The following is a 14,774-nucleotide window of genomic DNA, read 5'->3' on the forward strand; positions in this document are numbered from 1 at the left end:
ATATTGCCACGCTTGACGATAGTTAACATCTTAATTATAACGTTAACACGTTAACGAATTTCCCACGGTGCAGGTCCGAACCTGCCCCGCCACTGCCAGGAGAAAAGCATGAGCCGTGCCCTGCATGATGTTGCGAACGGCACCCTGTTCGGCGTTGCGCTGAACTACCAGGGGTTGCTGAACCAACGTCTCGCCGAATTCGAACAAGCGCCTTACCAGAAACCACCGGTGAAGCCGGTGCTGTTCATCAAGACGCCCAATACCCGCAACGGCCACGACGGCGTGGTACTGCACCCGCAAGGTGAACGCCTGCAACCGGGCCCGGCACTCGGGGTGGTGATTGGCAAGAGTGCCAGCCGGGTCAGTGTCGAAAATGCCCTGGAGCATGTGGCGGGCTACACCATCGTCAATGAGTTCAGCCTGCCGGAAGACAGCTACTACCGCCCGGCGGTGAAAGCCAAGTGCCGGGACGGTTTCTGCGCATTGGGCCCGGAACTGGTGGCCCGCGACCTGGTCGCCAATCCGCATCAATTGAGCGTGAAGCTGTTCGTCAACGGTGAACTGCGCCAGCAAAACTCCACCGCCAACTTCGTGCGCAGCCTGCCGCAGTTGATCGCCGAGATCAGCGAGTTCATGACCCTGCACGAAGGCGACGTGCTGATCACCGGCACCCCCGAAGGCCGGGTGGATGTGCAACCCGGCGACACGGTTGAAGTCGAGATCAGCGGCCTGGGCCGCCTGGTCAACCACATCAAGGCAGAGGAGCTGTCATGAAACACGCCCGTATTCGCTTTGAAGGTGAAGCCCACCAGGTGCTGGTAGAAGCTGAAAACGCCGTGCGCCTGGCCGACGGTCGCCTGCTGGCTGAAGACCAGGTCGAATGGCTGCCACCGGCCACCGGCAGCATGTTTGCCCTCGGCCTGAACTACGCCGACCACGCCGCCGAACTGGCCTTCAAGCCACCGACTGAACCGCTGGCGTTCATCAAGTCCCCCGGCACCTACACCGGCCACAACCAGGTGACCTGGCGCCCGGACAACGTCGCCTACATGCACTACGAGTGCGAACTGGTGGCGGTCATCGGCAAGCCTGCGCGCAACGTCAAGCGCGAGAACGCCCTGGAGTATCTGGCCGGCTACACGGTGTGCAACGACTACGCGATCCGCGACTACCTGGAAAACTACTACCGCCCCAACCTGCGGGTGAAAAACCGCGACGCCACCACGCCCGTGGGCCCATGGATCGTGGATGTCGCCGACGTGCCGGACCCGAGCAACCTGAAGCTGCGCACCTGGATCAACGGTGAACTGCGCCAGGAAGGCAGTACGAAAGACATGATTTTCGACATCCCGTATTTGATCGAGTACCTGTCCAGCTTCATGACCTTGCAGCCCGGCGACATGATCGCCACCGGCACCCCGGAAGGCCTGGCGGATGTGGTGCCGGGGGACGAAGTGGTCGTGGAAGTCGAAGGCGTCGGTCGCCTGGTCAATCGAATTGTCAGCGAGGCGGACTTTTTCGCCGCCCGTAAAGAGGCTTGAGCAATATGATCAAACACTGGATCAACGGCCGTGAGGTCGAGAGCAAAGACACCTTCATCAACTACAACCCGGCCACCGGCGAAGCCATCGGTGAAGTGGCCAGCGGCGGTGCCGAGGAAGTGGCGCAGGCCGTTGCAGCAGCCAAGGAAGCCTTTCCGAAGTGGGCAGGCACACCGGCCAAGGAACGTGCCCGCTTGATGCGCAAGCTCGGTGAGCTGATCGAACAGAACGTGCCGCACCTGGCCGAGCTGGAAACCCTCGACACCGGCCTGCCGATCCACCAGACCAGGAACGTGCTGATTCCCCGGGCGTCCCACAACTTCGATTTCTTCGCCGAAGTCTGCACCCGCATGGACGGCCACAGTTACCCGGTGGACGACCAGATGCTCAACTACACGCTTTACCAGCCGGTGGGTGTGTGTGCGTTGGTGTCGCCATGGAACGTGCCGTTCATGACCGCCACCTGGAAGACTGCGCCGTGCCTGGCGCTGGGCAATACCGCGGTGCTGAAGATGTCCGAGCTGTCGCCGCTGACGGCCAATGAACTGGGGCGCCTGGCGGTCGAAGCCGGGCTCCCCAAAGGCGTGCTGAACGTGATCCAGGGCTACGGCGCCACCGCCGGCGATGCGCTGGTGCGCCACCCGGACGTGCGGGCGATTTCCTTCACCGGCGGTACCGCCACCGGCAAGAAAATCATGCAGACCGCCGGGCTGAAAAAGTACTCCATGGAACTGGGCGGCAAGTCGCCGGTGCTGATCTTTGAAGACGCCGAGCTGGACCGCGCCCTCGACGCGGCACTGTTCACCATCTTCTCGCTCAACGGTGAACGCTGCACCGCCGGCAGCCGGATCTTCATTCAGGAGAGCGTATACCCGCAGTTCGTCGCCGAATTTGCCGCCCGCGCCAAGCGCCTGATCGTCGGCGACCCGCAGGACCCAAAGACCCAGGTCGGCTCAATGATCACCCAGGCCCACTACGACAAGGTCACCGGCTACATCAGGATTGGCCTCGAAGAAGGCGCCACCCTGCTGGCCGGCGGCCTGGAACGCCCGGCCAACCTGCCGGCGCACTTGAGCCGCGGGCAGTTTATCCAGCCGACGGTGTTTGCCGATGTGAACAACCAGATGCGCATCGCCCAGGAAGAGATCTTCGGCCCGGTGGTGTGCCTGATCCCGTTCAAGGACGAAGCCGAGGCACTGCAACTGGCCAACGACACCGAGTACGGCCTGGCGTCCTATATCTGGACCCAGGACATCGGCAAGGCGCATCGTCTGGCCTACGGCATCGAAGCCGGCATGGTGTTCATCAACAGCCAGAACGTGCGGGACTTGCGCCAGCCGTTTGGTGGGGTAAAAGGTTCCGGCACCGGCCGTGAAGGCGGCCAGTACAGCTTCGAAGTGTTTGCCGAGATCAAGAACGTGTGCATTTCCATGGGCAGTCATCACATCCCGCGCTGGGGTGTGTAACCCGGATATAACAACGCTACCTGTAGGAGCGAGCTTGCTCGCGAAGAACCCGCAGGCGCCGCGGGCTAACAGAAGTGCTGCGTTATCGTTGACGTTTTTCGCGAGCAAGCTCGCTCCTACAAAAGAATAAATACTCAGGAGAATGATCATGGGCGAAGTGGTTCTGGCAGCGAAGATCTGCCACGTCCCCTCGATGTACCTGTCGGAACTGCCCGGCAAGCACCACGGTTGCCGCGAAGCAGCCATCGCCGGGCACAAGGAAATCGGGCGGCGCGCCCGTGAACTGGGGGCCGACACCGCGGTGGTGTTCGACGTGCACTGGCTGGTCAACAGCGGCTATCACGTCAACTGCGGCGAGCATTTCAAGGGCACCTACACCAGCAACGAGCTGCCGCACTTCATCAAGAACATGGAGTACGAGTACCCGGGCTGCCCCGAGCTGGGCGAGTTGATCGCCGCCGAGGCCAACCTGGCCGGCGTGCGCACCATGGCCCACAACATCCCGAGCCTGGAGCTGGAATACGGCACCCTGGTACCGATGCGCTACATGCACATGGGCGTGCCGGACGCGCAGAAGTTCGACGTGATCTCGATTGCCGCGTGGTGCGCCTGGCACCGCCTGGAAGACAGCTTCGCGTTTGGCGCCGCCGTGCGCCGGGCGATCGAGAAAAGCGACCGCAAAGTCCTGGTGCTGGCCTCGGGCTCCCTCTCCCACCGTTTCTCGGACGACCGCGAAGCCGAAGCCAACATCCACAACTGGACCCGTGAATTCGACAAACAGATGGACCTGCACGTGGTGGAGATGTGGAAGCAAGGCCGCTTCAAGGAGTTCTGCGCAATGCTGCCGGACTACGCCGAGCACTGCTTCGGCGAAGGCAAGATGCACGACACCGCGATGCTCCTGGGACTGCTGGGCGGGCCGGACTACAACCAGCCGGCCGAGATCATCACCCAGCCGTTCGGCAGTTCGGGCACCGGGCAGATCAATGCCATTTTCCCTTTATGAGCCTTGGTGAAGATCACCTGTAGGCGCTGGCTTGCCTGCGATGCAGGCACCTCGGTGTATCTGTCGCACCGAGTTGATGCCATCGCAGGCAAGCCAGCTCCTACAAGGAATTCGCTGTACCTCACCCCAAGAGGAGATACACATGCCGCACTTCATCGCGGAATACACCGACAACATCGAGCAGCAGGCCAACCTGCCGGCCCTGTTCGAGCAGGTTCACGCCGTGCTGGGGGACAGCGGCGTGTTTCCCCTGGGGGGCATCCGCAGTCGCGGAGTGCGCCTGGACACCTGGCGCATGGCCGACGGCAAGCATGACTACGCCTTCGTCCACATGACCCTCAAGGTCGGCCACGGGCGCGACCTGGAAACCCGCAAGGCGGTGGCCGAAGCCCTGTTCAAGGTCATCACCGAGCACTTCGCCGAGCTGCAATCCCAGCGGCTGCTGGCGTTGTCGTTCGAGATGATCGAGCTGCACCCCGAGCTGAATTTCAAGCAGAACAACGTGCACGCATTCCTGAAGAACCAGGCGGGCTGAGCACAGCCCACCTTTCCGCCCATGGCCACTCAAACAAAAAAGAACAACATCATGAGCACAGCCACTACCGCCGACAGCACCACCCTGATCGAACATCAGCGCACCCACAGCATCGTCACCTGGCGACTGATGCCGTTGCTGCTGATCTGCTACCTGTTTGCCCACCTGGACCGCATCAACATCGGCTTCGCCAAGATGCAGATGAGCACCGACCTGCACTTCAGCGACACGGTGTATGGCCTCGGTGCCGGCCTGTTTTTCATCGCCTACGCGCTGTTCGGCGTACCCAGCAACATGGCCCTGGACCGGGTCGGCCCACGGCGCTGGATCGCCTGCCTGATGGTGGTGTGGGGCGTGCTCTCCACCAGCATGCTGTGGATCGAAAGCTCCACGGGCTTCTACGTGCTGCGCTTTCTGCTGGGGGTGGCCGAAGCCGGCTTCTTCCCGGGGATTCTGGTGTTCCTCAACCGCTGGTACCCGGCCCGCCGCCGCGCGCAAGTCACCGCGCTGTTTGCGATTGCCGTGCCCATGGCCGGTGTGATTGGTGGCCCGTTGTCCGGTGCGATCCTGGAGAACTTCCATGATTTCGGCGGGCTGCGGGGCTGGCAGTGGATGTTCCTGATCGAAGGCGCCCCGGTGGTGCTGCTCGGCCTGGTCGTCCTGAAATACCTGCCCGACAGCTTCGAAACCGTGAAGTGGCTGGAGCCCGCGCAAAAGCAACAACTGCGCGAGCAACTGAGCACTGAAGAACAGCGCAAATCCATCACCTCCTTCGGCGGCATCCTGCGTGACCCGCAGGTGTGGCTGCTGGTGGCGGTGTACTTCGCGGTGATGCTGGCGGTGAACACCCTGGCGTTCTGGATGCCCACCCTGATCCACGGCGCCGGCATCGGCCGCGACAGCCAGGTCGGCTTGCTGAGCGCCGTACCGTATCTGGCCGGGTGCTTCTTCATGATCGGCTGCGGGCGCTCGTCCGACCGCAACCGCGAACGCCGCTGGCACCTGTGCGTGCCGTTGCTGATGTCGGCCATCGGTATTGCGGTGGCCGGGCTCTCGCCCACCAACCCGACCCTGGTGCTGGGCGGCCTGATCCTCGCCGGCATGGGCGCCAGCGCTGCGCTGCCGATGTTCTGGCAATTGCCGCCGGCGTTCCTGTCCAACAGCACCCAGGCGGCCGGCATCGCGCTGATCAGCTCGTTCGGCAGCATCGCTTCGTTCCTCGCGCCCTACCTGATCGGCTGGATGCGCGACACCACCCAAAGCGCGAGCCTGGCCCTGTACGTGCTGGCGCTGCTTATCGCCCTCGGCGGCCTGCTGGTGCTGCGCACCCATGCGGCCATCGTCAATCCCCAGTAGAGATTTTGTCATGCTTGATCAAGCCCTTATTCAGCAAGCCGCCGCCCGCCTCGACCAGGCCGAGCGTTCCCGTGAACAGGTGCGCCAGTTTTCCCTGGAGCATCCGAACATCACGATTGAAGACGCCTACGCCATACAGCGCGCCTGGGTGGCCCGGAAAATCAAGGACGGACGCAAGCTGGTCGGACACAAGATCGGCCTGACGTCGCGGGCGATGCAGGTGTCGTCGAACATCACCGAGCCGGATTACGGCGCCCTGCTCGATGACATGTTCTTCGACGAAGGCACCGACATCCCCTTCGAGCGCTTCATCGTGCCGAGGGTGGAAGTGGAACTGGCGTTCATCCTCGGCAAGCCGCTGAAGGGCCCGAATTGCACGATTTTCGATGTGCTCGATGCCACGGAATGGGTGATCCCGGCGCTGGAAATCATCGACGCCCGCATCCAGCAGATCGACCCGCACACCAACGCCACCCGCAAGGTGTTCGACACCATTTCCGACAACGCCGCCAATGCCGGCGTAGTGATGGGCGGCCGCGCCGTGCGCCCCACCGAGATCGACCTGCGCAAGGTGCCGGCGGTGCTGTACCGCAACGGGGTGATCGAAGAGTCCGGGGTGTCGGCTGCGGTACTTAACCATCCGGCCAAGGGCGTGGCCTGGCTGGCGAACAAACTGGCGCCGTACGACGTCACCCTGCAACCCGGCCAGATCATCCTCGGCGGCTCCTTCACCCGCCCGGTGGCGGCGAATCCGGGTGACACCTTCCATGTCGACTACGACATGCTGGGTTCCATCTCCTGCCGCTTTGTCTGAATACTGGAGGACTGTTTCATGGACATGCCCATCAACCGTTTCAAGCAGCGCCTGCAACGTGGCGAGACCCAGATCGGCCTGTGGCTCGGTTTGGCGGACGCTTATTGCGCCGAACTGGCGGCGAATGCCGGGTTCGACTGGCTGCTGATCGACGGCGAGCACGCGCCCAATGACCTGCGCGGCATGCTCGGCCAACTGCAGGCTGTCGCGCCTTATGACAGCCAACCGGTGATTCGCCCGGTGATCGGCGATACGGCGTTGATCAAGCAGGTGCTGGATATCGGCGTGCAGACGCTGTTGGTGCCGATGGTGGAGACGGCTGACCAGGCACGGCAGCTGGTGCGGGCGATGCGTTATCCACCGGGTGGTGTACGGGGCGTGGGCAGCGCGCTGGCGCGGGCGTCGCGCTGGAACAGTATTCCCGGTTACCTGGATGAGGCCGATGCGCAGATGTGCCTGCTGGTGCAGATCGAGAACCGTGAAGGCCTGGACAACCTGGACGCGATTGCGGCGGTTGATGGCGTGGATGGGGTGTTTATCGGGCCGGCGGATTTGAGTGCGGCCATGGGGCATCGGGGGAATCCCGGGCACCCCGAGGTGCAGGCGGCGATTGAGGACGCCATCGTACGGATTCAAAAAGCCGGCAAGGCGGCGGGGATCTTGAGTGCGGATGAGAAACTGGCGCGGCGGTATATCGAGCTGGGGGCGGCGTTTGTGGCGGTGGGGGTGGATACGACGGTGTTGATGCGCGGGTTGCAGGGGTTGGCGGCGAAATTCAAAGACACCGCAACACCGGCCATTACCGGCGGCGTGTACTGACGCTCTGAAACCACAAAGATCCAAAATGTGGGAGCGGGCTTGCTCGCGAAAGCGGTGTATCAGTGCCAGGTTTGTTGGCTGACCCACCGCATTCGCGAGCAAGCCCGCTCCCACATTTGGATCGGCGGTGTGTCAGCGCTTGATAGTCTTCAACTCATCCAGCAACCCCAGCAACACCTGCAACTTCTCCTCCCCGAACTGCTCCTGCAACCGCTGGTAATTCTCCTCCATGCACTGGCTCATCGACTCGAAACTGGCCTTGCCCTTCTCCGCCAGCGTCACCAGCACCCGCCGCTGATCCTGCTCGGCCTTGCGCCGGTGCACCATGCCCGCTGCCTCCATGCGCACCAGCACGCCGGTCATGCTCGGTTTGAGAATGCACGCCAGTTCGGCCAACTGGTAAATCTCCAATTCGTCATGCTGGCTGAGAATTCGAATAACCCGCCATTGCTGTTCGGTCAGCCCATGCTCATTCAGCGAGGGCCGGAAAAAACTCATGGCCGCTTCACGGGCCTGAAGCAAGGTCAGGGTCAGGGATTGTCTGGGTTTCAACATAGGCTCAGGGTCACGATAGATTTAGTTAATGTTTTAACGAAACTCTAACACTCTCCTCCCCACCTCACGCTATAACTTGTGAAGCCGGCGAAGGCTCTGGCGCGCAGGATCAAAACCGGCGGCACACAGAATCAAGACATCCAGCGCGCCAACGGCCTTAATACACTCATTAGCTCTTCACTGTCAGGCAGCGCAATGATCAATATCGAAACGCCGACCTATTACACGGCGACCAAGAAATACAACCTCAGCTTCCCCACCCTGGAGCAGGACGTGGAAGCCGACGTGGTGATCATCGGTGGCGGCTTTTCCGGGATCAACACCGCCCTGGAGCTCGCCGAAAAAGGCATCACCAACATCGTCGTGCTGGAAGCGCGTTACCTGGGTTTTGGCGGTACCGGGCGCAACGGTGGGCAGATCATGGCCGGCATCGGCCACGACCTGGAAAAGATCAAGAAGGACGTGGGTGAAGACGGCCTGCGCCAGATCTTCGAGATCAGCGACCTGGGCGCCGACATCATCAAGAACCGCATCGCCAAGTACGACATCGATGCCGACTTCTGCCACGGCTATGGCTACATGGGCTTCAACGCCCGCCAGGAAAAGACCCTGCGCGCCTGGGAGAAAGACTTCAAATCCATCAACACCCAACACGAGATCCGCTTTCTTGGCGGCTCCGACGTCAAGCAGATCATCGGCTCCGACGCCTACAGCAGCGCCCTGCTGCACATGGGCGGCGGGCATGTGCACTCGTTGAACCTGCTGCTGGGCGAAGCCAAGGCCCTGGCCGGCCACGGCGTGCGGATTTTCGAGAACAGCCCGGCGCTGGAAATCAGTTATGGCGAGCGCATCACCGTGCGCACCGGCCGCGGTTCGGTCAAGGCCAGCAAGCTGCTGTGGGCCTGCGACAGTTTCCTCAACAAGCTGGAGCCGGAACTGCACCGCTCGACCATCAACACCTACGCGTTCCAGATGATGACCGAGCCGTTGCCAGAAGAGCTGATTAACCGTATCAGCCCGATTCGCGGGGCCTACAGCGACATTCGCCCGGTGATCGACTACTACCGCGTCACCAACGAAAACCGCCTGCTGTTCGGCGCCGCCACGCCTTTGGTGGAGCACATTCCCGGCGATTTGAAAGCCTGGAACCGCAACCTGATGCTGAAGATTTTCCCGTACCTCAAGGACGTGAAGATCGACCTGGCCTGGGGCGGCCCGATGGCCTGCAGCCCGAACCTGTTCCCGCAGGTCGGCACCTTGCCCGGGCGCAGCAACGCGTTCTACGTGCAGGGCTATTCGGGCTTCGGCGTGACCCCAAGCCACATCATCTGCAAGGTGCTGGCCGAAGGCATGAGCGAAGGCTCGGCGCGGTATGACCTGGTCAGCTCGATCCATCGCCCGACCATCATCGGCAAGGACGCGATCCGCCCGCTGCTGCTTACCGCCGGCAAATCCTGGCACCAGCTCTCCGGTTACTGGAACGGCCGCCGCTAAATCCCACGCCTGACACCTGTAGGAGCGAGCTTGCTCGCGAAAAACCCAAGGGCGCCGCGTTAATCCAGGACGCCAACGTCATCGTTGACGACCTTCGCGAGCAAGCTCGCTCCTACAGTTGGTCACTAATTTTTTCTCATCAGGAGCAACTGTCATGACCCTCGTTACCCTCAAGAAAGACATCCAGCTATCCGAACTCGACGCCTGGGGCACCGTCGCCGACCTCGGCTCGACCATCCTCGAAGGCGAAGTCCGGGCCTTCGGCAAAATGACCTTCGGTGCCCCCACCGACCCGGTCAGCAGCGCCTATTTCGGCACCACCCAGGGCAAGTTCCGCATGGTCTACCCGTTTGCCGAACAGGCCACCGTGGTCACCGGCGAAGTGGTACTCACCGACGAATCCACCGGCCAGAGCACCCGCTACAAGGCCGGTGACAGCTGGTTCGTGACCAAGGGCACCCCGGTGCTGTGGGAAGTGGTCAGCGAAAGTTTCGTCAAACACTACTTCGCCGTGGTGTGATAGCCCCGGCTGCCGGCACCCGTCGGCAGCCCTCTGGCGCAGGTGCCCCCCATGCACGCTCTCCCCGCCCACGAAGTCGCCGGCCAGTGCCTGCAGGCTTTCACCCGCTTGATTCCGGTCAGCCAGGCCGCGTTCTATTGCGTCGACCGCCAGCTGCAAGCCCGGGATTTCCAGTTGCACGGCATGAGCGGCGAAATGCACCGCGACTACCTCGACAACTACCGCCAATTCGACCCGTTGCAACCGCGCAACTGCCTGTCCAGTGGCCTGGCGGTGGTAACGCTGGACGTTGCCATGGCCCGCCAGCCGGCGCGGGATACCCGGCGCTATGGGGATTTTCTGCGGCGCTATGGCGTGGTCGATGTGGTGGAGATTTTCGCCCAGCGCGCCGGCCAGCCCCAGGCGGCGATTTCGCTGTTGCGCACCGCCGACCAGGGCGCTTTCACCGGCGAGCAACTGGCCCAACTGAACGCCCTGCAAACCTTGCTGCAACTGGCGGTGGCCAACATGCAGCCCACTGAAGATGCATTGGCCGGTCTCACACCCAAGGAGCGCCAGATCGCCCTGCTGTTGCGCCAGGGCGCCAGCAATAAACAGCTGGCCCAGGAGCTGGATGTCGGCCTGCCCACCATCAAGACCCACCTGATCAACCTGTTTCGCAAGGCCGGCGTCAGCAGTCGCACAGAACTGGTGGGAAGTCTTTTCCTGTAGTTCGCCTCAACCATCCGGTTGATACCCGCGCCTGCTCCCGGGCGCGATGATTCGTGGTGTTCACCCACCCAACCGGAGCTTCGCAAATGACCACCCCTTCTGACTGGATCACCGTGGGCGCCCTGGCCGACGGCTTCGCCCCAGAGGCATTTATCCTGCCGAACCTGGCCGACCTGAGCGGCAAGGCCTTCACCCTGCACTTCGCCAATGGCTGGCAGATCGAGCACCGTTTCGAGCGCGACAGCCTCTCCTGGGTTGCAGCCGACGGTCACTCCAGCGGCAGCGCCACCTACCGTGCGACCTCGGTGCGCCCCGGCCTGTACCTGGTGGATTTCATCAAGCGCGAAGGCACGCAGGCCTGGTCGGTCAGCCTGGTGCTCGACACCGCCAGCGCTTCGTTCACCGCTGTGCTCGGGCGCATGCCCACCCAGGAACAAACCCGCGAAGGCCTCTACAGCCGCGCCCTTGCCGGCAAGCCGCTGACTTCGGTGGAAGTGGAATTTCTCCACGGCAATCTCGACCGCCCGTGGCAGCCAGGCCAATGCCCCCACGCACCAACCACCGACCTGATCGGCCTGCGCAACCAGTACCGCTACAGCCCGAGCGAGGTCTACGAGCACATCTACCTCAACCACCAGTTCTACGCCTGGCAATGCCTCAAGGGTGTCGAGCAAGGCCTGTGCGACACCGACCGCTGCGATTACTACAAGATCGCCGACCAGCTCTACCTGTTCGTCTGGCGCGAAAAAATCATCCCCACCCTCGGCCTGGTGCTGATCGACCTGCAGCAACACCGCAGCGACGGCAAGATCTTCGGCTATGCCGACGCCTCCTTCGATGAGCTATCGAACTTTCCCATCAGTTCCTACTGCCAGGTGCTCAATCGCACGGAGCATCCTGATGACTGAGCCGCGCACGATTGTGATCACCGGGGCCGGCACGGGCATCGGTGCTGCGTGCGCACGGCTGTACGCCGCCGAGGGTGCGCAGTTGGTACTGATCGGCCGTCGCCGCGAGCCGCTGGAGCAGGTCGCGCGGGAAACCGGGGGGTTGGTGTTGGTGGGTGATGCGGCCTGCCCGCAGACCTGGGAGGGTTTTATTGCGCAGATTCGCCAGCACTATGGGCGGATCGACGTGCTGCTGGCCTGTGCGGGCGGCCATGGCGTGGGCAGCGCCACCGACACCAGCCCGCAGACCTGGGAAGCGGCGCTGCGCAGCAACCTCGACAGCGCCTTCTACAGTGCGCGGGCGTGTTTGCCGCTGCTGCTGGAAAGCGCCGGCAACATCGTGTTGATGGGCTCGATTGCCTCCCTGGCCGCAGGGCCTGAAGTATGCGGCTACACCACGGCCAAGCATGCCTTGCTCGGGCTCAATCGCTCGCTGGCCCGGAATTACGGCCCGCGCGGGGTGCGGGTGAACGCGGTGTGCCCCGGCTGGGTGCGCACGCCGATGGCGGATGAGGAAATGCAGCCGTTGATGGATTTCCATGGCGAGACGCTGCAGCACGCCTATGACCGGGTGTGCGCCGACGTGCCGTTGCGCCGGCCGGCCAGCGCTGAAGAAATCGCCAGGGTGTGCCGCTTCCTGGCCTCCAGTGACGCGTCGATCATTACGGGTGCGACGCTGGTGGCGGACGGGGGCTCAAGCATCGTCGATGTGCCGACGCTGGCCTATGCGCGTATGGAGCAGCGTCATGAATGAAGACCTGGATTTCACTGGCCGCAACGTATTGGTAACGGGTGGCGCCCAAGGTATTGGTCGGGCCATCGTCGAAGCGTTTGCCCTGCGGGGTGCGCGGGTGATGATCGCTGACCTGCAACTGGCAGAGGCGCTCGCGCTGGAGCTGTGCGGGCGCGGCTGCCAGGTGGAAGCGGTGACGGTGGATCTGGCGGATGCGGCTGCGGTTTTCGAGCTGATTGCAGGGGTGGAACACGACTGGGGGCGGCTGGATATTCTGGTGCATAACGCCGGGTATTTTCCGCTGACGCCCTTTGCCGAGATCACTCCGGCGATGCTCGGCCGTACCTTGGCGGTCAACCTCTCGGCGTTGTTCTGGCTGACCCAGGCGGCGCTGCCGATGTTCCGCCGTCAGGGTCGGGGCTGCGTGCTGGTTACGTCGTCTGTCACAGGTCCCCGGGTTGCGTTTCCGGGGTTGAGTCACTATGCGGCGTCGAAGGCCGGGGTCAACGGGTTCATTCGCAATGCGGCGCTGGAACTGGCCGGCTTGAATGTGCGAGTCAACGGTGTGGAGCCCGGCATGATCGCAACCCCGGCCATGGGCAACCTGGGGGATGACCAGGTAAATGCACAGATCGCCAGCCGGGTGCCACTGGGACGGCTGGGCGCACCGTCGGATATTGCCGGGGCAATGCTGTTCCTGGCATCGGACCTGGCGGGCTATATCACTGGGCAAACGCTGGTGGTGGATGGCGGCTCGACCTTGCCGGAGGTTTAACGAAACGTCCTACTGAACTGCCGGATAACCTCTACTCCCCTGCCCTGAGAACCTCTGCAAAGTCCCTCGCCTGATCACACAGCGCGAGGGAACGCCGATGTTTTTTTCGATTAATGCCCTGCCCGATGGGGCTGCCTCTTGAATCCCGCCATAGGCTTTCTGGTCGTGGCGGCGATGGACCCGAAGACGCGCGACGTCGATGGGGTTCTCAACGACTTCACACATTGCCTGAACACCTACGACGCGTGGGCCGAGAGCTTCTGGAGCTTTTCGGCACTGGATGTCGAGCAGGTGTTCAAGGTCGGCGACGAGGTTTCGCTGGTCGCGCCCATCACCCGTTCCCTGTATCCCGCCAGCACCGTCGCGACCTGCAAGGCCAACTCACCGTTGACCCTGGTGCACATGTTCCAGAGCACACGGTTCGTGCCCATCGGCAATACGCCGGTGATGCTGCAGGAAGTCGCGCAAGACGGTGGTCCCCTCGGCGATCCCATCCATAAGACCATCGGCCCCAGCGGCATTCTCGAAGTCACCGAGTGCACCGTCGACCGGCAGTATCGAGTCAGCTTTTACCCCAACGTTTCCAGGGATCACATCAAGGCACTGTATGCCTCCTATCAGTCCGAGCTCAGCTCGCTGGAAGGCAACTTGCGCGGTCAGTGGACGAGCACGTTCAAGCCGATATGGGAGAGCTATTCCAAGGCGGGTTATGGCGAGCGCTACACCTCGCTGCAACTGGCTTATGCGCGGGGCTTTGAAAACGTGCTTTACGGCCTCTGGGACGGTATTGCCCAGCTGTACCAGTGGTTGGCAGACATCAAGCCCAACAGCGAAAAGCTCCTGCAGTACCTCTCCCAAGCCGAGCTTGGAGCGCTCCTGAAGCTCAGTCATGAGGCGATTGCCAAGGGATTGTTGATTCTCAGCGACGAGCCGCTGCTGTTCATCTACCTGTCCGCAATGGTCAGTTGGATGCGCATGCTGCCGCCGCACTACATGTTTGAGTTGCTCGGGGAAATCACCACCGAGGTGTTGCTCAACCTGCTGTTGCTGTGGGCTACCGGCGGTATGGGTGTGGCGGTACGGCTGGGCGCGCAGGTGCTGGGCAAGGTCAGGTCCGAGCGGGCACGGGAGTGGTTGGAGCAGATTGCCAAGCTGGGTGGTACGACCCCGCTGGATAGGCATGCGGAGGTGCTTAAGCCGTTATCGCTTCAGAGTCATGCAGTGCCGGTCAAGGCTGCGGCGGTGCCGTTGAAGGCTGGCGTGGACGAGATATCCAACCCGGCACCGATGGTGCGGGAGCCGAAGACGGCGCGCACGGCGTTGGTGAAGCAAGAACATGTGGATGATGCCCCGGCTTCGGCGAAAAACCCCAATGGGGATGCTTCGGTCTGTTCGGCGAATACCTGTACCAATGGCTGTCCGGTTTCGATGGTTACTGGTGAGGAACTGCTGACCCTCACAGACGGCTCGTTGGAGGGTGTCCTGCCATTTGCCTGGACGCG

General features: G+C 62.5%; 16 protein-coding genes. 15 read left to right on the forward strand and 1 reads right to left on the reverse strand.

What is annotated here, in order from left to right:
* The first annotated feature begins 108 nt into the window (after positions 1-108).
* The 8 genes from HX869_RS11335 (at position 109) to hpaI (ending at position 7,537) form a co-directional block, all read left to right on the forward strand.
* On the forward strand, positions 109-774 hold the full coding sequence (locus HX869_RS11335) for a fumarylacetoacetate hydrolase family protein (protein ID WP_177122782.1): 666 nt from the start codon (positions 109-111) through the stop codon (positions 772-774).
* Positions 771-1,541, forward strand: a complete 771-nt coding sequence (locus HX869_RS11340; RefSeq protein WP_003209888.1) for a fumarylacetoacetate hydrolase family protein — start codon at positions 771-773, stop codon at positions 1,539-1,541. The genes HX869_RS11335 and HX869_RS11340 overlap by 4 nt, the downstream gene beginning before the upstream one ends.
* A 5-nt stretch (positions 1,542-1,546) precedes the next feature.
* Positions 1,547-3,007: a 5-carboxymethyl-2-hydroxymuconate semialdehyde dehydrogenase gene (hpaE, locus tag HX869_RS11345; RefSeq protein WP_178903103.1), complete on the forward strand. Its 1,461-nt coding sequence runs from the start codon at positions 1,547-1,549 to the stop codon at positions 3,005-3,007.
* A gap of 148 nt (positions 3,008-3,155) precedes the next feature.
* Entirely contained in the window at positions 3,156-4,013 is an 858-nt protein-coding gene (gene hpaD / locus HX869_RS11350) for a 3,4-dihydroxyphenylacetate 2,3-dioxygenase (protein WP_003209884.1), read from the forward strand.
* Positions 4,014-4,155: 142 nt separating this feature from the next.
* Positions 4,156-4,548, forward strand: coding sequence for a 5-carboxymethyl-2-hydroxymuconate Delta-isomerase (locus HX869_RS11355; RefSeq protein WP_087694947.1), 393 nt, complete (start codon positions 4,156-4,158; stop codon positions 4,546-4,548).
* A 51-nt stretch (positions 4,549-4,599) separates the two neighbouring features.
* Complete coding sequence (locus HX869_RS11360) at positions 4,600-5,904, forward strand: MFS transporter (RefSeq protein ID WP_177029010.1); 1,305 nt, start codon at positions 4,600-4,602, stop codon at positions 5,902-5,904.
* Between the two features lie 10 nt (positions 5,905-5,914).
* The gene (gene hpaH, locus HX869_RS11365; protein ID WP_008437182.1) at positions 5,915-6,718 is read left to right on the forward strand and encodes a 2-oxo-hept-4-ene-1,7-dioate hydratase; all 804 of its coding nucleotides are present in this window, start codon (positions 5,915-5,917) and stop codon (positions 6,716-6,718) included.
* 18 nt (positions 6,719-6,736) lie between these two features.
* Positions 6,737-7,537, forward strand: a complete 801-nt coding sequence (gene hpaI, locus HX869_RS11370; protein WP_177022136.1) for a 4-hydroxy-2-oxoheptanedioate aldolase — start codon at positions 6,737-6,739, stop codon at positions 7,535-7,537.
* Between the two features lie 132 nt (positions 7,538-7,669).
* On the opposite strand, the gene hpaR is transcribed toward hpaI, so the two are convergent.
* Positions 7,670-8,092: a homoprotocatechuate degradation operon regulator HpaR gene (gene hpaR, locus HX869_RS11375; RefSeq protein ID WP_003209875.1), complete on the reverse strand. Its 423-nt coding sequence runs from the start codon at positions 8,090-8,092 to the stop codon at positions 7,670-7,672.
* Positions 8,093-8,287: 195 nt separating this feature from the next.
* On the opposite strand from hpaR, the gene HX869_RS11380 reads away from it, so the two are divergent.
* The 7 genes from HX869_RS11380 to HX869_RS11410 all read left to right on the forward strand — a co-directional run.
* Positions 8,288-9,586 carry an FAD-binding oxidoreductase gene (locus HX869_RS11380; protein WP_178903104.1) on the forward strand — a complete coding sequence of 433 codons (1,299 nt, stop codon included), beginning with the start codon at positions 8,288-8,290 and terminating at the stop codon, positions 9,584-9,586.
* A gap of 154 nt (positions 9,587-9,740) precedes the next feature.
* Entirely contained in the window at positions 9,741-10,106 is a 366-nt protein-coding gene (locus HX869_RS11385; protein WP_003209872.1) for a cupin domain-containing protein, read from the forward strand.
* A gap of 51 nt (positions 10,107-10,157) precedes the next feature.
* Complete coding sequence (locus tag HX869_RS11390; RefSeq protein WP_177009907.1) at positions 10,158-10,817, forward strand: LuxR C-terminal-related transcriptional regulator; 660 nt, start codon at positions 10,158-10,160, stop codon at positions 10,815-10,817.
* Positions 10,818-10,903: 86 nt separating this feature from the next.
* Positions 10,904-11,725, forward strand: coding sequence for a molybdenum cofactor biosynthesis F family protein (locus HX869_RS11395; RefSeq protein ID WP_102368617.1), 822 nt, complete (start codon positions 10,904-10,906; stop codon positions 11,723-11,725).
* Complete coding sequence (locus HX869_RS11400) at positions 11,718-12,518, forward strand: SDR family NAD(P)-dependent oxidoreductase (RefSeq protein ID WP_178903105.1); 801 nt, start codon at positions 11,718-11,720, stop codon at positions 12,516-12,518. Before HX869_RS11395 ends, HX869_RS11400 begins: the two co-directional genes overlap by 8 nt.
* Positions 12,511-13,272: an SDR family oxidoreductase gene (locus HX869_RS11405; protein WP_003209865.1), complete on the forward strand. Its 762-nt coding sequence runs from the start codon at positions 12,511-12,513 to the stop codon at positions 13,270-13,272. Before HX869_RS11400 ends, HX869_RS11405 begins: the two co-directional genes overlap by 8 nt.
* Before the next feature lie 174 nt (positions 13,273-13,446).
* Positions 13,447-14,774, forward strand: a 1,328-nt coding sequence (locus tag HX869_RS11410; protein WP_256736762.1) for a DUF6531 domain-containing protein, incomplete at its 3' end; no start/stop codon positions are given.

It is taken from the genome of Pseudomonas sp. P7779 (assembly GCF_013386315.1).
In the GTDB taxonomy this organism is placed as follows: domain Bacteria; phylum Pseudomonadota; class Gammaproteobacteria; order Pseudomonadales; family Pseudomonadaceae; genus Aquipseudomonas.